Origin of the sequence: Klebsiella sp. C239 (genome assembly GCF_048822715.1) — a bacterium.
GTDB classification, from domain to species: Bacteria; Pseudomonadota; Gammaproteobacteria; order Enterobacterales; family Enterobacteriaceae; genus Klebsiella; species Klebsiella quasipneumoniae.
Map to the genome: position 1 here is coordinate 211,552 of NZ_JBMEZK010000007.1, position 20,536 is coordinate 232,087.

Annotated in this window: 19 protein-coding genes, 1 pseudogene and 1 riboswitch; of the genes and pseudogenes, 12 read left to right on the forward strand and 8 right to left on the reverse strand. The window is 59.6% G+C overall.

Going from position 1 to position 20,536, the window contains the following annotated elements:
• A complete protein-coding gene (locus ACOI6Z_RS19500; protein ID WP_065813202.1) occupies positions 1-1,242 on the forward strand; it encodes a pyridoxal-phosphate-dependent aminotransferase family protein in 1,242 nt (413 codons plus the stop codon).
• On the forward strand, positions 1,239-2,498 hold the full coding sequence (gene hpxK / locus ACOI6Z_RS19505) for an allantoate amidohydrolase (protein WP_044523337.1): 1,260 nt from the start codon (positions 1,239-1,241) through the stop codon (positions 2,496-2,498). The genes ACOI6Z_RS19500 and hpxK overlap by 4 nt, the downstream gene beginning before the upstream one ends.
• 32 nt (positions 2,499-2,530) lie before the next feature.
• Here the strand turns inward: hpxK and ACOI6Z_RS19510 are convergent, their stop codons facing one another.
• The gene (locus tag ACOI6Z_RS19510; protein WP_064157875.1) at positions 2,531-3,508 is read right to left on the reverse strand and encodes an NAD(P)H-dependent flavin oxidoreductase; all 978 of its coding nucleotides are present in this window, start codon (positions 3,506-3,508) and stop codon (positions 2,531-2,533) included.
• Between the two features lie 174 nt (positions 3,509-3,682).
• Here ACOI6Z_RS19510 and ACOI6Z_RS19515 point away from each other — a divergent pair, with 174 nt between their 5' ends.
• Together ACOI6Z_RS19515 and ACOI6Z_RS19520 are read left to right on the forward strand one after the other, a co-directional pair.
• Positions 3,683-4,588 carry a LysR family transcriptional regulator gene (locus tag ACOI6Z_RS19515; RefSeq protein ID WP_074423676.1) on the forward strand — a complete coding sequence of 302 codons (906 nt, stop codon included), beginning with the start codon at positions 3,683-3,685 and terminating at the stop codon, positions 4,586-4,588.
• A gap of 88 nt (positions 4,589-4,676) precedes the next feature.
• Positions 4,677-5,165 carry an E3 ubiquitin--protein ligase gene (locus ACOI6Z_RS19520; protein ID WP_065813200.1) on the forward strand — a complete coding sequence of 163 codons (489 nt, stop codon included), beginning with the start codon at positions 4,677-4,679 and terminating at the stop codon, positions 5,163-5,165.
• Positions 5,166-5,390: 225 nt separating this feature from the next.
• Here the strand turns inward: ACOI6Z_RS19520 and ACOI6Z_RS19525 are convergent, their stop codons facing one another.
• Together ACOI6Z_RS19525 and ACOI6Z_RS19530 are read right to left on the reverse strand one after the other, a co-directional pair.
• Positions 5,391-6,491: an NADH:flavin oxidoreductase/NADH oxidase gene (locus ACOI6Z_RS19525; protein ID WP_023289748.1), complete on the reverse strand. Its 1,101-nt coding sequence runs from the start codon at positions 6,489-6,491 to the stop codon at positions 5,391-5,393.
• 107 nt (positions 6,492-6,598) lie between these two features.
• Positions 6,599-8,206, reverse strand: coding sequence for an FAD-NAD(P)-binding protein (locus tag ACOI6Z_RS19530; RefSeq protein ID WP_420687499.1), 1,608 nt, complete (start codon positions 8,204-8,206; stop codon positions 6,599-6,601).
• A gap of 275 nt (positions 8,207-8,481) precedes the next feature.
• Between ACOI6Z_RS19530 and ACOI6Z_RS19535 the strand changes: the two genes are divergently transcribed.
• Positions 8,482-9,714 carry an MFS transporter gene (locus tag ACOI6Z_RS19535; RefSeq protein ID WP_023289746.1) on the forward strand — a complete coding sequence of 411 codons (1,233 nt, stop codon included), beginning with the start codon at positions 8,482-8,484 and terminating at the stop codon, positions 9,712-9,714.
• 39 nt (positions 9,715-9,753) lie between these two features.
• On the opposite strand, the gene ACOI6Z_RS19540 is transcribed toward ACOI6Z_RS19535, so the two are convergent.
• The gene (locus tag ACOI6Z_RS19540) at positions 9,754-10,668 is read right to left on the reverse strand and encodes a DMT family transporter (protein ID WP_023289745.1); all 915 of its coding nucleotides are present in this window, start codon (positions 10,666-10,668) and stop codon (positions 9,754-9,756) included.
• A 202-nt stretch (positions 10,669-10,870) separates the two neighbouring features.
• Between ACOI6Z_RS19540 and ACOI6Z_RS19545 the strand changes: the two are divergent.
• Positions 10,871-11,969 (forward strand): annotated as a pseudogene (locus ACOI6Z_RS19545) (iron-containing redox enzyme family protein).
• Here ACOI6Z_RS19545 and ACOI6Z_RS19550 read toward each other — a convergent pair.
• Positions 11,945-12,523: a TetR/AcrR family transcriptional regulator gene (locus ACOI6Z_RS19550; protein WP_117133707.1), complete on the reverse strand. Its 579-nt coding sequence runs from the start codon at positions 12,521-12,523 to the stop codon at positions 11,945-11,947. The pseudogene ACOI6Z_RS19545 and the gene ACOI6Z_RS19550 sit on opposite strands and share 25 nt — an antisense overlap.
• Before the next feature lie 154 nt (positions 12,524-12,677).
• Here ACOI6Z_RS19550 and ACOI6Z_RS19555 point away from each other — a divergent pair, with 154 nt between their 5' ends.
• Entirely contained in the window at positions 12,678-13,286 is a 609-nt protein-coding gene (locus ACOI6Z_RS19555) for an HAD-IB family hydrolase (protein WP_044523320.1), read from the forward strand.
• A gap of 24 nt (positions 13,287-13,310) precedes the next feature.
• Positions 13,311-13,883: a GNAT family N-acetyltransferase gene (locus ACOI6Z_RS19560; RefSeq protein ID WP_072413220.1), complete on the forward strand. Its 573-nt coding sequence runs from the start codon at positions 13,311-13,313 to the stop codon at positions 13,881-13,883.
• Between the two features lie 37 nt (positions 13,884-13,920).
• Here the strand turns inward: ACOI6Z_RS19560 and oxlT are convergent, their stop codons facing one another.
• On the reverse strand, positions 13,921-15,177 hold the full coding sequence (gene oxlT, locus ACOI6Z_RS19565) for an oxalate/formate MFS antiporter (RefSeq protein WP_050534108.1): 1,257 nt from the start codon (positions 15,175-15,177) through the stop codon (positions 13,921-13,923).
• 710 nt (positions 15,178-15,887) lie between these two features.
• Here oxlT and ACOI6Z_RS19570 point away from each other — a divergent pair.
• Positions 15,888-16,319, forward strand: a complete 432-nt coding sequence (locus ACOI6Z_RS19570) for a DUF4354 family protein (RefSeq protein WP_032452906.1) — start codon at positions 15,888-15,890, stop codon at positions 16,317-16,319.
• A gap of 228 nt (positions 16,320-16,547) precedes the next feature.
• Here the strand turns inward: ACOI6Z_RS19570 and ACOI6Z_RS19575 are convergent, their stop codons facing one another.
• Both ACOI6Z_RS19575 and ACOI6Z_RS19580 read right to left on the reverse strand, forming a co-directional pair.
• Positions 16,548-16,775: a hypothetical protein gene (locus ACOI6Z_RS19575; RefSeq protein WP_420687500.1), complete on the reverse strand. Its 228-nt coding sequence runs from the start codon at positions 16,773-16,775 to the stop codon at positions 16,548-16,550.
• 42 nt (positions 16,776-16,817) lie between these two features.
• Positions 16,818-17,168 carry a hypothetical protein gene (locus tag ACOI6Z_RS19580; RefSeq protein WP_044523307.1) on the reverse strand — a complete coding sequence of 117 codons (351 nt, stop codon included), beginning with the start codon at positions 17,166-17,168 and terminating at the stop codon, positions 16,818-16,820.
• A gap of 539 nt (positions 17,169-17,707) precedes the next feature.
• Positions 17,708-17,806, forward strand: a riboswitch (guanidine-I (ykkC/yxkD leader).
• A gap of 56 nt (positions 17,807-17,862) precedes the next feature.
• Between ACOI6Z_RS19580 and ACOI6Z_RS19585 the strand changes: the two genes are divergently transcribed.
• From ACOI6Z_RS19585 to ACOI6Z_RS19595, 3 genes are read left to right on the forward strand one after another with little or no spacing between them, the layout of a single operon-like run.
• Positions 17,863-18,921 carry a putative urea ABC transporter substrate-binding protein gene (locus ACOI6Z_RS19585; protein ID WP_032452903.1) on the forward strand — a complete coding sequence of 353 codons (1,059 nt, stop codon included), beginning with the start codon at positions 17,863-17,865 and terminating at the stop codon, positions 18,919-18,921.
• 24 nt (positions 18,922-18,945) lie between these two features.
• The gene (locus ACOI6Z_RS19590; RefSeq protein ID WP_023289736.1) at positions 18,946-19,761 is read left to right on the forward strand and encodes an ABC transporter permease; all 816 of its coding nucleotides are present in this window, start codon (positions 18,946-18,948) and stop codon (positions 19,759-19,761) included.
• A complete protein-coding gene (locus ACOI6Z_RS19595) occupies positions 19,758-20,534 on the forward strand; it encodes an ABC transporter ATP-binding protein (protein ID WP_044523302.1) in 777 nt (258 codons plus the stop codon). The genes ACOI6Z_RS19590 and ACOI6Z_RS19595 overlap by 4 nt, the downstream gene beginning before the upstream one ends.
• Positions 20,535-20,536 lie beyond the last annotated feature (2 nt).

A 20,536-nucleotide genomic window follows, 5' to 3' on the forward strand; every position in this document is an offset into this window, starting at 1 on the left:
ATGGATATCACTCAGTTTTCGCAAATTAACCCGCCGCAGCGCCTGCTGATGGGTCCGGGGCCGATCAACGCCGACCCGCGCGTGCTGCGCGCCATGGCGAGCCAGCTGGTGGGGCAGTACGATCCGGCGATGACCCACTATATGAATGAAGTGATGGCGCTCTACCGCGGCGTGTTTCGCACCGAAAACCGCTGGACGATGCTGGTGGACGGTACCTCCCGCGCCGGTATCGAAGCGATCCTGGTGTCGGCGATCCGTCCGGGCGACAAGGTGCTGGTGCCAGTGTTCGGCCGGTTTGGCCACCTGCTGTGCGAGATTGCGCGCCGTTGCCGGGCAGAGGTACACACCATCGAGGTGCCGTGGGGGGAAGTCTTTAGCCCGGACCAGGTTGAGGACGCGATCAAGCGCGTGCGCCCGCGCCTGCTGCTTACCGTGCAGGGCGATACCTCGACCACCATGCTGCAGCCGCTGGCGGAGCTGGGGGAGATTTGTCGTCGCCACGACGTGCTGTTCTATACTGACGCCACCGCGTCGCTCGGCGGCAACCCGCTGGAAACCGACGCCTGGCAGCTGGACGCGGTGTCCGCCGGGATGCAGAAGTGCCTGGGCGGCCCCTCCGGCACCTCGCCCATTACCCTCAGCCCGCGGATGGAAGAGGCGATCCGCCGCCGCCGCTGCATTGAGCAGGGGATCCGCACCGACGCCCACCACGATGGCGTCGACGAGATGATCTACTCCAACTATTTCGATCTCGGCATGGTGATGGATTACTGGGGGCCGGAGCGCCTTAACCACCACACCGAAGCGACCTCGGCGCTGTTCGCCGCCCGGGAGTGCGCGCGCCTGATCCTTCAGGAGGGACTCGACAACGGCATCGACCGCCACAAGCTGCACGGCGATGCGCTGCTGAAAGGGATCCAGGCGATGGGTCTCGAGACCTTTGGCGACCTGCGGCACAAAATGAATAACGTGCTGGGGGTGGTGATCCCCAACGGGGTCAACGGCGACCAGGTGCGTAAGCTGATGCTGGAAGATTTCGGCATTGAGATTGGCACCTCGTTCGGCCCGCTGCACGGTAAAGTCTGGCGCATTGGCACCATGGGCTATAACGCGCGTAAAGACTGCGTGATGCAGACCCTCAGTGCGCTGGAGGCGGTGCTGAACTACCTCAAGTTCACCACCACCCAGGGCGCGGCGATGCAGGCGGCCTGGGATCACTACCGCACCGAGGGCAACCTATGAGTGATACCGTCCGCCAGCAGGCGGAGAGAGAGGCGGCCGCCAGCCGGGTAATGGCACGCGCCGACCAGTTGGCCGCCCTCAGCGAAACCGCCGACGCCCTGACCCGGGTCTATCTGTCGCCGGAGCATCTGCAGGCCAACCAGCTGGTGGGTCAGTGGATGCAGGCCGCCGGTATGATGGTGTGGCAGGACAGCGTCGGCAACATCTGCGGTCGCTATGAAGGCGTGCAGGAGGGCGCGCCGGCGGTGCTGCTGGGCTCTCATCTTGACACCGTACGCAACGCCGGGCGCTACGACGGCATGCTCGGCGTGCTGACGGCGATTGAGGTGGTGCAGCGTCTGCACCAGCAGGGGCGACGGCTGGCAAAGGCTATCGAGATCGTCGGTTTTGGCGATGAAGAGGGCACCCGCTTCGGTATCACCCTGCTTGGCAGCCGCGGCGTCACCGGCACCTGGCCTGAAAGCTGGCTGTCGCAGCGCGATGCCGACGGGGTGAGCGTCGCCCAGGCGCTGGTGAATGCCGGGCTCGATCCGGCGCGGATCGCCCATTCCGCCCGCCGCCCGCAGGATATCGCCGCCTATCTGGAACTGCATATCGAGCAGGGGCCGTGCCTGGAGCAGGCGGGTCTGGCGCTCGGCGTAGTGGAGGCGATTAACGGCGCCCGCCGCCTGAACTGCCGCTTTACCGGCGAAGCCGGCCATGCCGGCACGGTGCCGATGCTCCATCGTAAGGACGCGCTCGCCGCGGCGGCGGAATGGATGGTGCAGGTGGAAAGCCTGACCCGGCAGCGCGGCGGCAATCTGGTGGCGACGGTCGGCACCCTGCGCTGTGCGCCGGGCGCGGTGAACGTGATACCGGGCGAGGTGCAGCTGACGCTGGATATTCGCGGCCCGCAGGATGCGCCGCTGGCGGCGCTGCTGGAGGAGCTGCTGGCGGAGGCGCAGGCCATTGCCGGGCGCCGCCAGCTGAGCTTCAGCGCCGAGGAGTATTATCGCATCGCCGCCACCGCCTGCGACAGCCAGCTGCAGGCGGTGCTGAGCGAGGCGGTGGTGGCAGTGCAGGGGCGGTCGCTGACGCTGCCGAGCGGCGCAGGGCATGACGCCATCGCCATCGCCGAGCGCTGGCCATCGGCCATGCTGTTTGTGCGCTGCCTGGGGGGCGTCAGCCATCACCCGGCGGAATCGGTCACCACCGCTGACGTCGGGCTGGCCATCGACGCGTTCTCCCGGGCGGTAGAGCAGGTGGCCGACGCCTGATCGCGCCGGTTGCCGTACCCCGGCTGGCGGCGTTACACCGCCAGCCGGTTGACCACCTCGGCGACGGAGGTGATGGCATGGATATTGCCGATCCCCGCCCCCACCGAGATATACCCCTCATCAGTATTCCCCTCCAGCATGCCCAGCCGCATTCCTCGCAGACCGCCCATCGCCTGGGCCAGCTCGGCCTTTGAGGCGCCGGCCCGGTCCATGGCCACCAGTGTGTCGCTCAGTTTGCCGGGCAGAGCGCGGTAGTAGTCCGGCAGGGTACGGAACAGCCGCAGATCGAGGCCGTTGGCGGCGACAATTTTCGCTTTCACCGAGTCGGGAACCCGGCTTTCGACGGTGCTGATGAATACCGAACCGGCGAAGACGCCTTCCGCGCCGAGGGCGTGAGCGGCACGCGCCCCTCGAGCATCGGTTATCCCCCCCGCGGCCATTACCGGAACCCGCTGTACCGCGTCAACAATCAGCGGGACGATGGTGAAGGTCCCCAGCGCGGTGCCCGGCAGCGTGCCGCCTTCGTCAAAGCCGGTGGCGACGATAATGTCCGCTCCGGCCTGCTCCGCGCGGCGGCTGTTCTCAGGCGTCGGGTTAATATCGCGATAGATAATGGTGATCCCGGCGGCTTTCAGTTCGTCAAAGAGCGCCGGTTTTAACGAACCGTCGCCGTAGCCGGTGTAGACCACCACCTTAACGCCTTCCGCTTTGATCACCGGCAGGATCGCCGGCGTCCAGATGTCGTTTTCCGCCGTCGGGATCAGATTGACGGCAAAGGGTTTCTCGGTCAGCTGTTTGGTTTTGCGGATCTCTTCGCGCATTTTCTCAGCCGTCGCTTCCGGCGTGGAGACGGCGGTTGCCGCCGTCAGCCCGGCGTTCGGACCCAGTACCCCGAGACCACCGGCGTTGCCGACGGCCGCCACCAGACGCGCATCGGTCAGCCAGGAAAGCGGCCCCTGGACCACCGGTTTTTCAATACCCAGAATGCGGGCAACGCGGTTAGATTGCATGATATTTTCCCTTTTATGTTAACAAGTTATCTTTTTTTTCGCCGCAACGATGCGGCAATGAGAGCAGTGTAGGCGCCTTTATTGTTTTAAAAAATGAGCGAAAACTTTCAGCACTATTATTAATTTAGTAATAATTACGGCAGGCGATGAGATAGGGGACGGGCCGTTATGCAGATGAATCTGTTTGAAAATATTAAAATCTTTATTGAAATCGTCGACGCCGGCAGCTTTTCCCAGGCGGCGGAAAATTTGCAGATCCACCGGCCGGCGGTGACCAAAGCGCTGCAGCAGCTGGAGCGGGAGAGCGGGGTCAGGCTGCTGCAGCGTACCACCCGGCGCCTGTATCTCACGCCGGAGGGAGAAGAGTTTTATCGCCGCAGTAAACCGCTGCTCTCGCAGGCCGACGATCTGCTGGAGTCGTTCGCGCCGGACCGGCCGATACGCGGCCAGCTACGCGTCGATATGCCGATCGCTTTTGCACGGCTGCTGGTGATCCCGCATCTGGCGGATTTTTATCAGGCCCATCCGGAGGTGGAAATTGTCCTCAGCAGCTCCGATGTGCGCCGGGATATGCTGCGCGATGGCCTGGATTGCCTGCTGCGGGTGGGGGAACTGGAGGATGGCGACTATGTGGCGCGCTCGCTGGGGGAGGTGGCGTTAACCACCTGCGCCAGTCCGGAATATCTGGCGCGCTATGGGGCGCCCGCCACGCTGGAGGACCTGCAGTCGCACCTGGCGGTGAACTGGGTGAACAGCAGCAGCCGACAGATTATGCCCTGGCGATTCCAGACCCTGGAGGGCGTCCGGCAGGTCGCCATTCCCGGCAAGCTGGTGCTGGACAACTCGGAAGTCTTTACCGCCGCCGGACTGGCGGGGCTGGGGATGCTGCAGGGAATGCGCTTCTTTTTACAGCCCTACATCGACAGCGGCCAGCTGGTGGAAATTCTGCCGGACTTTCCGGCGCCGCGTCGCCCGCTGTCGCTGCTCTATCCGCACCGGCATCTTTCGCACAAGGTGCGGGTCTTTGCCGACTGGCTGCAGGGGCTGGTGGCGACCCTGGCGCGGACGCCGCCGGCTTGACTCTGCGGGCTGAGCGTTTATATATAAAATGTGAATGCTGTTAAGGCAATAAATCACAAGGCTGGATAATGACTCAACCTGTAAGGGAATGCTGATGAAACTCTGGAATAAAACACTGCTCGCTTCCGCACTGTGCCTGACCCTGTTTGGCTGCGACGATGCGTCGAAAGTAGATAACAAAGTGGATAAGGCGAAAGATAATGCGGAGCAGATGAAGGATGCCGCGGCGGACAAAGCCCAGGCGATTAAGAAGGATGCGGATAAGCAAATTGATACGCTGAAAAGCCAGGCCGACGCCGAGGCCGATCGCCTGAAGGATCAGGCCAGCGCCATCAAGGCGGAGGCGGACAAGAAAGCGGATGCCATCGCCGAGCAGGCGAAAGCCCAGGCCGATGCGGTGAAGCAGAACGCAAAGCAGGAAAGTGACCGCATCGTCAAAGAGGCGGGTCAGATCAAAGACAACGCCATCGGCGACGCCAATCAGCTTTCGGCGGAAGCGGCGAGCAAAACCAAAGCCATTCAGGACAGTATCGCGAAGGATAAACAGAACGCTACGCCACCGGCCGCCCAGCAGTAACTCGCGGTGTTTGCCTGGCCAGCCGCCGTCCGTAAAAACAGAGCGTGGAGCCTGATATCGCGCCCGACGGCGCTGCGCTTGCGCGGGCCTGCAAGGGTGCGAGTTGGCTGCGCAATGATCGGGTATTGTAGGCCGGGCAAGGCGTTGCCGCCCGGCACATAGGACGGCATTAACATCCTGCTCAGGGGTATCTTACGATACCCCTTTTTGATGCCCGTTCCGGGTTCAGCGGTTTGGAAGCAGGGTGCCTTTCAGGCCGTGCGGCTCGGAGCGCAGATATTGCGAAGGTACGCGAACCTGGGCGCCAAGGCTGGCCGCGGCGTGCCATGGCCAGTGCGGATCGTAGAGCACCGCGCGGGCGAGGGCGATCAGGTCGGCATCGCCATTCTCCAGCGCCGCTTCCGCCTGCTGCGGGTCGGTGATCAGCCCCACGCCAATCACCGGGATGGCTACCTGCTCGCGAATGTCGCGGGCGAAAGGCAACTGATACCCCGGCCCGACGGTGATTGCCTGCTGCGGCGACAATCCGCCGCTGGAAACATGGATATAGTCGCTGCCCAGCGCTTCCAGCTGCTGACTGAACTGAATGGATTGCTCGCCGTCCCAGCCGCCTTCGACCCAGTCGGTAGCCGACAACCTGACGCCCACCGCCATGGCGTTGCCCACCGCCTCGCGGATTGCCTTAAACACTTCCAGCGGATAGCGCATGCGGTTTTCCAGCGAACCGCCATACTCGTCCCGGCGCTGATTGCTGAGCGGCGAGAGAAACTGGTGCAGCAGATAGCCGTGGGCGGCGTGCAGCTCAATCAGCTCAAAGCCCAGGCGTTGGGCGCGCAATGCGCTGGCGACAAAGGCCGCTTTGATGCGCGCCAGATCGGCATGGCTCAGCTCGGCCGGGGCGCGATCGCCGTCGTGAAACGCCACCGCGGAGGGGGCGACGGTCTGCCAGCCGCCCTGGTTGAGCGCCAGCTGATGGCCACCTTGCCAGGGGGCCGCGCAGGAGGCCTTGCGCCCGGCATGCCCCAGCTGGATCCCCAGAGGGATCGGTGACCAGGCCCGGATATCCTCCACCACGGCGCGCAGGGCGTTTTCGGTTTCATCATCCCACAGCCCCAGATCCCCCGGCGAGATACGTCCCGCCGGCTCTACCGCCGTGGCTTCCAGAATTAACAGGCCGGCGCCGGAGAACGCCAGCTGCCCGAGATGGATCCGGTGCCAGGACGTCGCCTTCCCCTCGTCAGCAGAGTACTGACACATGGGGGCGATAACGATACGGTTATCCAGCGTCAACTGACCAATACGCGTCGCGCTAAAAAGATGACTCATGAGTACCTCGTAAATGTTAGACGTGGTCTTGCTCGGGGGCGAACAGCCACTGTTTATAGCACGCCTGCCAGCCCCCCTTTATTCGGATATTGCGTTTAAACGTCCCGCTAGTCGATAAACCAGAGACGGCGCCGCCGGCCGGTTGCCTGCTGTGACACCGCGCGGGCCATTGCGCTGCCAATCTCGGCGCTGGCCGTCAGCCCCTGGACAAAGGGGCGATCGTGCATCAGCCAGGGAAGGGCGCCGAAGGCGACCCGGCCGCGCACTGCCTCCGGCGCCTGCAGCGTGTAGTCATCACCAACGTCCGGAATAGCGTCGCCGCAGGCCAGCAGCTGCTGGCGCAGTGAAGGAAAGGGCAGATCCCGGGTTTTGAGCGCTTTCTGTCCGCGGGCATCGATAAAGACATCGAATTCACAGCGCTGCTGATGATGGACAATCAGCGTCCGGTCAGACTCGCGCTGCAGATCGTAATCCTCACCCAGCGCCACAATGCGCAGAATGCCCGCCCGGTGCAGGGCCAGCAGGCGGCGAATGGACTCCGGCGGGATCGCGGCGTAGTTATCGATAAACACGCGGGCGAGCCCCTGGCGGAAGCGACGGCTGTCCTCGTCGTTGAGCTGCGGCACCACGGTTTCAATCGCCTCGTGCAGGCGGAGAATGGCATAGCGCCAGGGCACCGTGTGGCGCTCGCGCTTATTGCGCTCCACCTCCTGCAGATTGCGCTGCGCCCACTGGAAGGGGTCATGGGTAAGACGGTCGGCAAACCAGGCGTCGGCGATGCTGTCAGGCGTCAGCTGGCGCAGCCCCATCGCCTGGCACCAGGCCGGGGCGGCATATTCCAGCTCCTGGACGATCAGCTGAAACACCCGCTCCAGCAGGCCGTCGCTACCCTGAGCGACGGCCGCCTCAAGGGCGGCAGAGGTGGCGATCTCCAGCGGCTCCCACGGGATCGGGCAGTAGAAATCGGCCTCCGGCAGCACGCCGTTGCGTGACATCAGCGTGATCTCCAGCGCTTCGCTGCCGGGATGCAGGGAAAAATAGGTCGTTTTGTCGTGTTCAGTATGGAAAACGCCGTGGCGGGCCACAACCGCCACGGCGGCATCAATCGCGCTTAAGGAGGTCCCGAGGATCCCGACCCGACAGGGGGCGATGCGGGCCTCCATCAGGCCGGTCCACGGACTGGGGAAGTATTGCCGGCTGGCGCGTTCTTCTTCAGGCCACAAATGGCCGGTGGCTACCACCACCAGATCGACGATATCCGGCTGCGCCGCGCTGTCGGTGTGGATGGCGATCCCGACGGGCTGCACCGCAATATCCGTGACCTCACAGGACTCGCAAACGTTCACCACGAAGCCGGCGTCTCTGGCCCGTTGGACAAGATACAGAAAGCGGTCGCGGTAGTACTCGCCGAGGATCACCCGCGGCAGAAACTGGCGCTCATGCAGCGCGTGCCGTTCAAGACCGCGCGCCGCCAGCCAGTCATCGCTCTGCTGCTGCAGCCATTGCAGATAGGTCAGGTCGATAGGGGGGATCTCAATACTGGCGATGTTGGCCAGCATCTGCGCCGCGGTATTATCGTCGCTGTAGGGCATACCGACCCCGGCCTGCGCCTCTTTTTCAAACAGCGCGATCGATAGCGGCTCACCGCGCTTCACCAGTTCATACAAGGTGTAAATCCCCGTCGGCCCGGCGCCGACGATGGCGATTCTCTTCATGATTCTCTCCCTTCCTGTGGGTGGATACGGCATCGGGGCAGTGCACTGAAACCAGCCTGTCCTTAATTCTGGTCGAAAATTAGCGAACCGGTGGGCCGTCGAACGCAATTTGAAACAAATTAGCGTGCTAATAAACTTGCCGACGGCCGGAAAAGGGGTGTAATTAACAAAAGAGCAACTTTATATACAAACAATTTACACAAGCGGTGGCACCTGCCTGCTCTGCCGGACGCCGCGCAAGCTCCCGGCAACGCCGTCGGGATAGGGATGACAAGATGCACGGCTGGACTTCACGACAGCGCAATGCGGCGATCGCCAGTTTTTTAAGCTGGACGCTCGATGCTTTCGACTTTTTCCTGTTGGTTTTTTTACTGAGCGATATCGCCCACTCCTTTCACGTCGACCTCGAAGAGGTCACCCTGGCGATTCTGCTGACCCTGGCCGTGCGGCCCGTCGGCGCATTGATCTTCGGCAGGGCGGCGGAAAAGTTTGGCCGCAAACCGATCCTGATGCTCAATATCGTTTTCTTCTCCGCCTTTGAGCTGCTCTCCGCCGCGGCGCCGTCGTTGATGCTGTTTTTTCTGCTGCGGGTGCTGTACGGCGTGGCGATGGGCGGGATCTGGGGCGTGGCTTCGTCGCTGGCGATGGAGACGATCCCCGACCGCTCGCGCGGCCTGATGTCCGGTCTGTTCCAGGCGGGGTATCCCTTCGGCTATCTGCTGGCGGCCGTGGCCTACGGGCTGCTGTTTGCACAGCTCGGCTGGCGCGGGATGTTTGTCATTGGCGCCGCCCCGGTGCTGCTGTTGCCGTTTATCTATTTCTGCGTCGAGGAGTCCCCGGTCTGGCTGGCGGCCCGGCAGAGTAAAGCGAGCACGGCTCTGCTGCCGGTGCTGCGTAGCCACTGGAAGCTGTGCCTGTACCTGGTGGTGCTGATGGCGGCCTTTAACTTCTTCTCCCATGGGACGCAGGATCTCTACCCGGTATTTTTGAAAGTCCAGCACGGGTTTGCGCCGGAAACGGTCAGCATTATCGCGGTGTGCTACAACATCGCCTCAATCATCGGCGGGGTGTTCTTCGGCTCACTGTCGGAGAAGATTGGCCGGCGCAAAGCGATTATGATCGCCGCTCTGCTGGCGCTGCCGGTGATCCCGCTGTGGGCTTTCGCCAGCGGCTCGCTGGCGCTGGGGGCCGGGGCGTTTCTGATGCAGTTTATGGTGCAGGGCGCCTGGGGGGTGATCCCGACCTGGCTCAACGAACTGGTCCCGGCCAACACCCGGGCGGTGCTGCCCGGTTTCGTCTATCAGCTGGGGAATCTGCTGGCCTCGGTGAATGCCACCCTGCAGGCCTCCATTGCGCAGCACCACGGGCATAACTACGGCCTGGCGATGGCCCTGGTGGCCGGGACGGTGGCGATCGTCATTACCATTCTCACCTTCTTTGGCCGCGAGGGCCGGGTGGCGCAACCTGCCGGAGCGGCGCGTCACCAGCCGCTCTCCACCAGCCGTTAAGGGCTGACGCCGGGCGTAATCAGGCGCCCGGCAGACACGCTAACCGCGCAGGCGAACCGTCGCCGCCTGGCGTTTTTCCAGCGAGCAGATGCCAATCCCCAGCATAATGAACAGCGCGCTGAACAGGTGCCAGGCATGGGGCTGGGTATGCAGGAAGAGGATGCTTAACACGCCACCCGAGAGGGGGATGATGTGGGTGTAAATCTCCCCCCGCGTGGCGCCGATGGTGGCGATCCCTTTATTCCAGAACAGATAGGCCAGCCATGACGGAAAAATCACCAGATAAGCCAGCCCGCTGAGGAAAAACGGCTCGCGCCAGGCATCCCAGTCCTGCGCCGGGTGGCGCATCAGCCAGAAGGCGACGATCGGCAGCAGGAGCAGGGCGCCGAGCAGCGAGCTGACGGCGACAAAGCCATTCGCCGGGATCCGGCGGTCCTTCAGACGTAACAGCGAACAATAGAGCGCCCAGCTCAGCGCCGACCCCATCGCCCACAGATCGCCGACGGAAAAGGTATGCAGCGAGGCGGCATGCAGCGGGTTGCCCTGGAATAAGAGGATCATCACGCCGAGGGTGCTGAAGACCACCCCCAGCCAGTTGCGGGCCGATACCGGGTCGCGAAAAATCAGCCGGTTAATCAGCAGCACCATGCTCGGCGTGGCGGACATATAGATGGCGGCGTTGAGGGCGGAGGTGGTTTGCAGACCGATATAGAGCGTGAGCGGGAAACTGACCTGACCGCAGAGGGTGAGCACCAGCACCGCCGGGGCGTTTTCCCGCAGCAGGTGACGACTGCCGGCAATCTGCCGGCGGTAGAGCAGGCCCAGCAGCAGCGCCGTTAACGCCCACCGCGCTTCGGTCATCAGGATCGGATCCACGCCCTGAACCAGCACGTGACCGACAACGTAATTCCCACCCCAGAACAGGGCGGCCAGCGTCAGTAACAGATAGGGCATCGTGATTCCTTGTGTCATTTGTCACTGTACTGAATGGTAACGTTATTATTTTTATAATATCAACACTATTTTAGTGGCTTTTGTTCTGTTTATTTAAAATTGTTAATAAACAGAGCATTAACAATGTGGTTGAAATTTACGTTGCCGCATTGTGAGCGGTACTATACCGTATAGTCGCCATGCATTTCACAGGGATAAATTCATGCGTAATACCGACAATGGGGTCATTGGTAGTGACCAAACCGCGGTGATAGCCAGGCTGGCGCTGGATGAGTTAATTGACCAGCTTCTGCACAGCAACGCGCTGTCGCTGAAGCTGACGGCCAATCCGCTGGTCGCCGACAGAGCCTGGCATCTGACGGAGAATACCTGCATCCGCGCCTTCTCCGCTGACGATCCGCAGGCCAAAAAGCGCGCGCACCATGCGCTGTTCATCCTTTATCAGTCCTGGCTTGCCGACCCGCTCTCGCCGGCGGCTGCCAATCAGTTTCATCCGCTGCTCTCCGGGATCCGAAATTACATTGAGTCTGAGTGGCTGCGGGCGGAAAGCAAACGTTTCCACCGCCAGCGGCCGGTGCTCAATGCCGGCAATATCGTCGACGAACTGCGCGCCTTATGCCAGCAGCACCCGGCGTCTCATCATCCGCTTTTCGATTTCCTTGCCAGCGAGGCCTCCGCGGCGCAAATCGACTATTTCTTCAAAAGCGACAGCGCGCTGAATCTGCTTTTCTTCGATCTGGTGGCGATGGGGCTGGTGGGCTCGTTGCCGGAAACCCGCGCCGAGATTGCGCAAAATCTGTGGGATGAGATAGGCCAGGGCAGCACTGAGATCACCCACGTCAATCTGTATAAGGATTTACTGAAGCGGCGGAATATCGCTTTACCGGACAATCATTTTGCCCATCTTTATGAGTGGCAGGGGCTGGCCGGGTATAACGCCTTTATGCTTGGCGGCATAAATCGTCAGCATTACTACAAATCGCTCGGGGTGATGGCGATGACCGAACTGCTCGACCCGCCGCAGTATGAAAAACTGGTGGCGGGCTGTCGGCGGATTGGGCTTAGCGATCGCGACGTGCATTACTATGCCGAACACATCACGGTCGATATCGGCCATGCGGACGGTTGGCTGAACAATGTGATTGTGCCGATTGGCAAAAAACATCCGGCGGCGATGGAGGAGGTCTACTTTGGCGCCGCGCTGCGCCTGCAAACCTGCAACGATTACTATGACGGTCTGCTGGCGGCGCTGCAGTCGCTGGACGGCAGCATGCGCTCACAGCGTACCGCCTTCTGAGTAGATCAGCGCTTTGGCCGCGCTCCAGGCGGTCGTCCCCGGCGGGATCTCCCGGCATTCGGCGGACTCGGCCTGCTGGGCGGCGATGGCGCCATCGATGAGCATCACCATCATCATGGCGACCCGTTCGGCAGGCTCTGGTTTTAATACCCGAGTCAGAATATCGCGGAAGAACTGCCACAGGCCCGATTTGAACCGGGAGCACTGCTCCCGGATCGCCGGCGATGACGCGCCATATTCAAACAGCGCGCGGGTAAACATGCAGCCGTGGAACGTTTCGCAGGTCAACCAGCACTGATAGTAGTCGAACACGGCGAACAGCTTCTCCCGCGCGGTGGCTTTATCCGCGGTGATCTGCGTCAGATCCTGCATAAACTCGCTCTCTTTCTGCCGGAGGATAGCCAGAATGAGCGCCTCTTTATCGGCATAGTAGCGGTAGAAGGTCATTTTGGAGATGCCGGCATGCTCAGCAATCCGCTCGATGCTGGGCGACTGATATCCTTCGCGATTAAACAGCGCGCTGGCGTGGCGGAGAATGTCCGCTTGTTTTGGCTTCATGCGTTTTCCTGTCGAATGGTTCGCTGTCATGACTGCCGGTGACCCGGTCGTCCTGCGACAGCGGTGCATTATGCCGGATCTTGCCGCCAGGCGGGCAAAAAGTAAATCAGCCGCGCCACGCGCGGCGCCGGTATTGGTGTATAAGGTGACAAGGATGAAGAAGAACATTGCCTTTTTTGACTTCGATGGCACGATAACCCACGAAGATACGTTTACCCCTTTCATTTATCAGTCCCTCGATGCGAAAGCCATTCGTCGGGGCAAACTGCGGCTGTTGCCCTATATTCTCGCCTGGAAAATGGGCTGGCTTTCAGCCTCTGCCATCCGGCAAAAAGTGTTTCATTATGCTTTTGCCGGGAAATCGCAACCTGAGATCCTGCAGCGTGGGAACGATCATAGCCAGGCGTTTATTCCCCGCACGCTGCGGGAGAACGCGATGCAGCGTATAGCCTGGCATCAGGCGCGAGGGGACACCGTGGTGGTGGTCTCAGCCTCGCTGGATGTCTACCTTCGACCGTGGTGCCAGCAGCATAATCTTGAGCTGCTGTGCAGCGAAGTGGAATTTCAAAACGGGGCAGCGACCGGAAAGTATCAGGGTGGAGACTGCAGCGGCCTGGCCAAAAAGGCGCGTATCCTGGCGAACTACGCCCTGACCGATTACGAAGCGATCTTCGCTTACGGCGATACGCCGGAAGATTTCGCCATGCTGGCGCTGGCCACCACTCAAATCTATCGCTGGGAGGAGGCACCGCCATGCAGCTAGCGGCGTCAGGCTGCGCAGGTTAAGATGGCGCGCTATTGCCCCACTCACCAGGAAGAAGAGATGTTGCTACCCCTGACCACGCCCCGGCTGCTGCTGCGCCGGTTAAGAACGGAAGATCTGCCGTCTTTCAGCCGCTATCGCAACCTGCCGGAAGTGGCCCGCTTTCAGAGCTGGAGCCATTACGGTATGGCAGAGGCGACTGCCTTCTATGAACAACAGCGTTCCCTGGCCTTTGCTGAGGATGAGAGTTGGTTCCAGCTTGCCGTAGAGATCCAGGCCAACGGTGCGCTGGCGGGAGATGTGGGGATCCACTTTTTCGATCAGGGCAGACAGGCCGAGCTGGGGATGACCTTTTCCCCGGCGTATCAGCATCAGGGGTATGCCCGGGAAGCCATACAGGCGGTGATAGCCTTACTCTTTGAACCGTTGGCCCATCACCGGCTGATCGCGGTGGTAGACACCCGCAATACCGCCGCGATCAAACTTCTGGAAGGGCTGGGCTTTCGTCGCGAGGCGCATTACCGGCAGAATATCTTTTTTAAAGGCCAGTGGGGCGATGAGTATCTGTATGCGCTGCTGCGCAGCGAATATCAGTGAAGTGACGGCCTGGCCGTCACTTCTGCCAGGGTTGTCGTTAGCTATGCTGGCGGATAAAGCGCGCGCGCCACGGTTTTAGCACCCACAGCGCGAGGGCGGCGGTGACAAAATCCAGGCCAATGGCGCAGCTGAAAACCACATGCCAGCCGTGGGTGTACTGATAGAGCAACGCCGCCAGCGGGCCGCCGAAGATTGACCCGATGCCCTGAGAAATATACAGCCAGCCATAGTTGCTGGCGGCATGTTCGCTGCCGAAGGTATCGGTGAGCGTCGACGGGAAGAGGGAGAAGATTTCCCCCCAGCCAAAGAACACCACCCCGGAAAGCAGGACAAACAGCAGCGGATCTTCCCGGCACGCCAGCCAGAGCGTCATCGCCACCCCCTCCAGCGCAAAGGCGATAAACATGGTTTGCTCGCGGCCGAAGCGGTCGGAAATAAAACCAAACAGCGGCCGGGTTAAACCGTTGGTGAAGCGGTCTATCGTTAACGCCAGCGGCAGGGCCGCCATGCCAAACACCACCGCCTGGCTAATGCCGAAGTCCTCGGCGAACACCGCCATCTGCGAAGTGACCATCAGCCCGGAAGTCGACATCATCGCCATCATGGCAAACATCAGCCAGAACAGCGGTTGACGCAGCATTTCCCGGGAGGTAAACGATCTGCTGCTCTGCGCCACCGTCTGGCTGACGGGCAAAGAGACAGCAGGCGGCGGCAGCTTCAGTCCCTGACTGGCGAGGAAGCCGACGAGCGCGAAGAGGACCCCGAAGGTCGTCATCGTGTGTTCAAGGCCGTTGGTGGTCAGCGACAGGGAGATGGGGAAGGTGGTTATGATGGCCCCCATCCCGTAGCCCGCCGCCACCGCGCCGGCGGCGAAACCCCGCTGCCGCGGAAACCATTTGACCATCAGGCCGACAACGCCGATGTAGACGATCCCGGTTCCAAGGCCGCCCATGCAGCCATAAACCAGCCACAGCGTCGCCAGGCCATTCACCTGTGCGGAAAGCACCCAGCTCATTCCCGCCATCACCGTGCCGATAGCGATTAGCCGCCGTGGGCCAAATTTCTCCACTAACCGCCCCTGAAAGGGCGAAAAGAAGGTCTGGAGGATGATCAGCAGCGAGAAGGTGACCTGCAGCTCGGGCAGACCGACGCCCAGCTTTGCGGCCAGGGGTTTCGTCAGCAGCGTCCAGACATATTGCGGACTGGAGATGGCGGCCATACAGATCAGGCCCAGCACCAGCTGGCGCCATTTGCCATATTTCGGGGTAACCAACGGTTCGCTGAGTGTCGTCATGTTGTTCTCCGTTTTCAGTTAACAGGTTTCCGTGAAACGCATCCGCCCTGGAGGCTTCACGGAGAGAAGAAGGCGTTGGCGTCGCGACCGCAGGTGGCTATGGGTTGTCGCCTCCTGGCCTGAGATCTTGTCAACATCGCTGTATACAACCGCAGAGCATTAAACGTGCCAGTTAAAATAGTGCTTTATATACAGACAGTTAACATGGAAGTGTGGGAGGGGATGAGATTCAGTATGGTGAACAGGCGGCACTGAGTCGGTGCAAATGGGTCATCGCTGTGCGCTTCACTTATTGATTGGCTCAAGGCCGATGGTAGGTCCAATGGAAAAAGAGGCATGGCATTCAGGCGGGGGACAGGCACCCACCTGTTTATCCTCTTCCTGATCGCTGATTATATTCACGCTATAGATACAGGAGGCGCTAACCTGGTCGGTGCGAACGGCTTTAAATCGCATGCTGATGAAGTTGAAGATAAACCCTGCTTAAACATGACGCAGAAATAAGTGAAAAATAAGTTACAGTTAACAATTTATTAAATTCACATTGGAATTATTTTAATGGTTATTTTCTCAATGCGCTGATTTATAAGTTTAAATATAATGACAGCCTGGATTTTCATCAAATAGTGATAACGGAGAATATCATTGATAATACCAATATCATGATCTATGGTAGCGTTCACTTAATAGTAAATTGAATGAGGTGGGAAATGCATAATTATATTGCCAAAGGTATTGCGCTGGCTGTAGCCATCGCTGCCTCAGGAACGGTGCAGGCTATTGATAAAAAGAATCCTGATCCTTATTTTTCAGGGGTCAAGATTTTTGCCCTAAAGGAGGCCGCCGGAAGTGAATGGGATAGCGTGACCGGCGAGGCGAAGTATCTGGTGACCTATAAAGTTACGCTTGATAACTTCTCTGATAAAAGCATTGAACCTGGCAAAGATAACAAAATGTGCTTCTTTTTGTATGATAAAAATGGCAAGTCATTTATGAGCACGGGTATTGAAATGGAGATGCTGAAAAAATACAAACCCATTGAAAGCCGAACAGGTAACGTGTTCTTTAGCAGCGCCGATCCTGAAATACTGAATATACCTTTTGTCCGTCTCGCTTTCGGTAAAGACTGCTTAACAAAATAACTACCATCCCGAGCGTGGATGATCTGCCTTATATGACGTTAGCGTAACACCAGGCGTTCGTCAGGTGTTACGAGATGAACATAACATCTGGATGATGAGGGGGCATGCGCGGCAGACATCAACCGTGTCAAGCACCACGCTCATCTGAAGTAGGTCACTCGTATTTCATTTTACGGGGGAGGTGCGTCTGCCGGGAGGGGGATACACTGGCCAGTTATTGGACAATCTTTACGCGTCTTTTTTTGCGTCGCTATCCGTGACGCTCCTGATGATTTTTCTCAGTTGGCAAATGCCAAAACTCATCGCTAATTTATTATGGTGCTTCGCTTTGCTTACGGTGCCTGTAAAAAGAGAGTGCCCGACAAAATGGCTATCCTGATAAAAAACAGTATCAGCGTGTAACTCGCCAGAAATCACCAGCACTGCTATTAGCAAAAGGATAGAAGTTTTCATCATTCGTTTCTTGTCAGCTTAACTCTGTCTCTGGTTATCCGGGCATTATGTACACCGTTCAGCAATGGTAGTGACCGACCGATGTATATCCGGGGCATGCGGCGCATAATAAAATTCTACCGAAGTCTGCCTGCCGTTGAAGTTACTGATTTCCACCCACGCGACAGTCGTGTTTTCAGTATTCATCAGGTTGTACTTATCGATGTTTTCAGGAAGGGTGTCATCATATTCCAGCGATAAATTCGCTTTAGAAGCGGCATAATGAAGGCAATCAATCACCTGATTTTTTCCCTGATTAACGTAATAGGTTTCTTCTTCCGGGTGTATGCCCACATCCCCCAGATCCACGCAACCACTTAACAGAAAAAGGGGGGGCAACATCAGCAATATTTTCATGGAACCTCTCTGTATTAAATAACATTGGCGTGATTTTAACTTGTATTTAACAGGCCAAGCATTCTGAGTTAACGAATGGTGAATTTATTCCACCCCTCTACTTAACGTGGCGCAATATTATCACCGTGCGTTAAAACGCACAACCCTGCGATTTAGCGTTAGTATGTATTCAACATTTAAATGCTTTACCGTCAGGCGGGTAAAACAGGCGGTAAAAATCTGATGCCCCTGGCGACGGGACAGGGAAGAAGCGCCTGCGACATCCCCCCATGTCGAAGCGGCGTAATGGCAAACATTTACCCCGCGCCATGATAATCAGCTACAGGATTCATCCCCCATGACCCACGGCCGGTTGTTGGCCAGGACGCGGTGGACTTTCCTTTTGCACCAAAGCTATGCAATGCCCCACTTTTACTCCCCATTTTTGGGAGGCGATGCGCCGATTGGCGGTAAATCACTGAAAGCACGGCTGTCTGGCTCCTGGCATGGCGCTTGCAATACCATCAGCAGAAAGCAGCGCAACAGACAATTTAGATCACACAATAGCTGGCTAGGGTTCCGGTTCACCGCGGTGAACGTCTGGTCCGAGAGCTGGCGACCTCGGCGAGGTTACACGGCGGGATAAAAGCCCGGGAGACAGCAGCACCATTGGGTGTCGCGCTGCTCCGTTTCTCGTGCTAACCAGAGGTCCACCATGAAAACATCGCCGCTCCTCCGCTCACTTGTCCTGTCACTGACGCTATTGACCAGCGTCCCGTCCTTTGCCGCCGTCAAGAAAGAGTTCAACGTCTGCTGGACCATCTACGCCGGCTGGATGCCCTGGGGCGCCATCAGCAATGAAAAGATCATCGATAAATGGGCCAGCAAGTACGGCATCAAAATCAATATTGTTCAGCTCAACGATTACATCGAATCCATCAATCAGTACACCGCCGGGCAGTTTGACGGCTGCACGATGACCAACATGGACGCCCTGACCATTCCGGCGGCCGGCGGCGTCGACAGCACGGCGCTGATCACCGGCAGCTACTCCGATGGTAACGACGGGGTGGTTCTGAAAGGGGCGGATAAAAAGCTCAGCGACCTGAAAGGGATGTCGGTGTATCTCCCGGAGCTGTCGGTCTCCCACTATCTGCTGGTGCGCGGCCTGGAAAAAGCCGGGCTGCAGGAAAAAGACGTCAAGGTGGTGAATACCTCCGATGCCGATATCGTCTCGGCCTTTGGCACCAGCGGCGTGCGGGCGGCGGTGGCCTGGAATCCACAGCTGTCGGTTATCAAAAAGACCCCGCAAACCAGCGAAGTGTTTAGCTCCTCGCAGGTGCCGGGCGAGCTCATCGACATGATGGTGGTCAATACCCAGACCCTGAAAGATAACCCGGCGCTGGGCAAAGCGCTGACCGGCGCGTGGTTTGAAATGATGGCCAAAATGAAGGCCGGCGATACCCAGGCGCTGAGCGCTATGGCCGCCGACTCCGGTACCGATCTCGCCGGCTACCAGGCGCAGCTCAAAACCACTCATCTTTTCTGGACGCCTGCCGACACCCTGGCGTTTATCGCCTCGCCGGATCTGGCGAAAACCATGCAGCGTGTGGCGCAGTTCTCCTTCGATAAAGGTCTGCTGGGCGAGGGGGCGCAGAGCGCGGACTTTATCGGCATGACCTTCCCGGGCAATGTCACGCTCGGCGATGCCGCCAACCGCAAACTGCGCTTTGACGACAGCTACCTGAAGCTGGCCGCCGCGGGCCAGCTGTAATGATTGCCGCCGGGAGACCACGCCATGCGCCACATTAACCGATATCCCCAAAAGGGGATGCGCCTGACGCTGATGCTGCTGCCGTTTGTGCTGCTGATCGCCGCCTGGTTTATGGGATCGGCGGTGCGGCTGGAAGCTAATCCGCAGGACAAGTTGCTGCCAGGCCTGTCGCAGATGGCGGCGGCCATTGACCGGATGGCGTTCACCCCGGACAAACGCAGCGGCGAGTATCTGCTGTGGGCCGACACGCTGATCAGCCTGAGCCGTCTGCTGACGGGCCTGGCCGTCTCGTCGCTGATCGGTCTCGGCATCGGTATCGCCGCCGGCGTCTTCCCGATGTACCGCGCGGCGCTGTCGCCGCTGATGACCGTGGTGTCGATGATCCCGCCGCTGGCGATCCTGCCGGTGCTGTTTATCGTCTTTGGCCTGGATGAGCTGTCGAAAGTGATGCTGATCGTCATCGGCATTACGCCGATGCTGGCGCGCGACCTGGAGCAGCGGGCGCGGGAAATCCCGGCGGAGCTGTTTATAAAGGCGCAGACCCTGGGGGCCAATAGCTGGACGGTGGTGCTGCGGGTGGTGCTTCCTCAGCTGCTGTCGCGGCTGATCGCTTCACTGCGCCTGCTGTTGGGCTCGGCATGGCTGTTCCTGATCTCCGCCGAGGCCATCTCCGCCACCGCCGGGCTGGGGTATCGCATCTTCCTGGTGCGGCGCTATATGGCGATGGACGTGATTATTCCGTATGTCATCTGGATCACGCTGCTGGCATGGCTGATGGATCTGGCGCTGCGTCAGCTGCACAAAGCCTGTTTCCCGTGGGCGGAAGGAGGCCGGGGATGAGTTTTATCGACATCAAAAACATCTGGCAGGAGTACGGCGACCACGTGGTGCTGGAGCGCATTAATCTGCAGGTGAAAGAGGGCGAGTTTTGCTCAATGGTCGGCGCGTCCGGCTGCGGTAAATCGACCTTTCTGCGTCTGCTGCTCGGTCAGGAGCAACCGACCCGCGGCGCCATCCTGCTCGACGGCCAGCCGCTGGCGGCGGAGCCGGACCGCAGTCGCGGCGTGGTTTTCCAGCGCTATTCGGTGTTTCCGCATCTCAACGTGCTGGATAACGTCGCCATCGGCCTGGAGCTGCCGGCGTCCCCGCTGCTGGGGCGCCTGTTTGGCGGCAGAAAGCGCGAGGCCCGGCAACAGGCCCAGCGAATGCTGGAGAAAGTGGGCCTGGGACACGCCCTGGATAAATACCCGGCGCAGCTCTCGGGCGGGATGCAGCAGCGGCTGGCCATTGCCCAGGCGTTCGTGATGCAGCCGCGGGTGCTGCTGCTGGACGAGCCCTTCGGCGCGCTGGATCCCGGCATTCGCAAGGATATGCATGCGCTGCTGCTCCAGCTGTGGAGCGAAACGCGCATGACGGTGTTTATGGTCACCCACGACCTGGCCGAAGGCTTCAACCTGGGCACGAGGCTGCTGGTGTTCGACAAAGTGCGCATCGACCCGCAGGCGCCCAACGCCTGGGGAGCGCGTATTACCTACGACATCCCGCTCAATGAAGCGCGGATGGCGCAACTGGCCGCCGGTAGCGACACCAACGTTTACGCATTAAGGAGATAAAT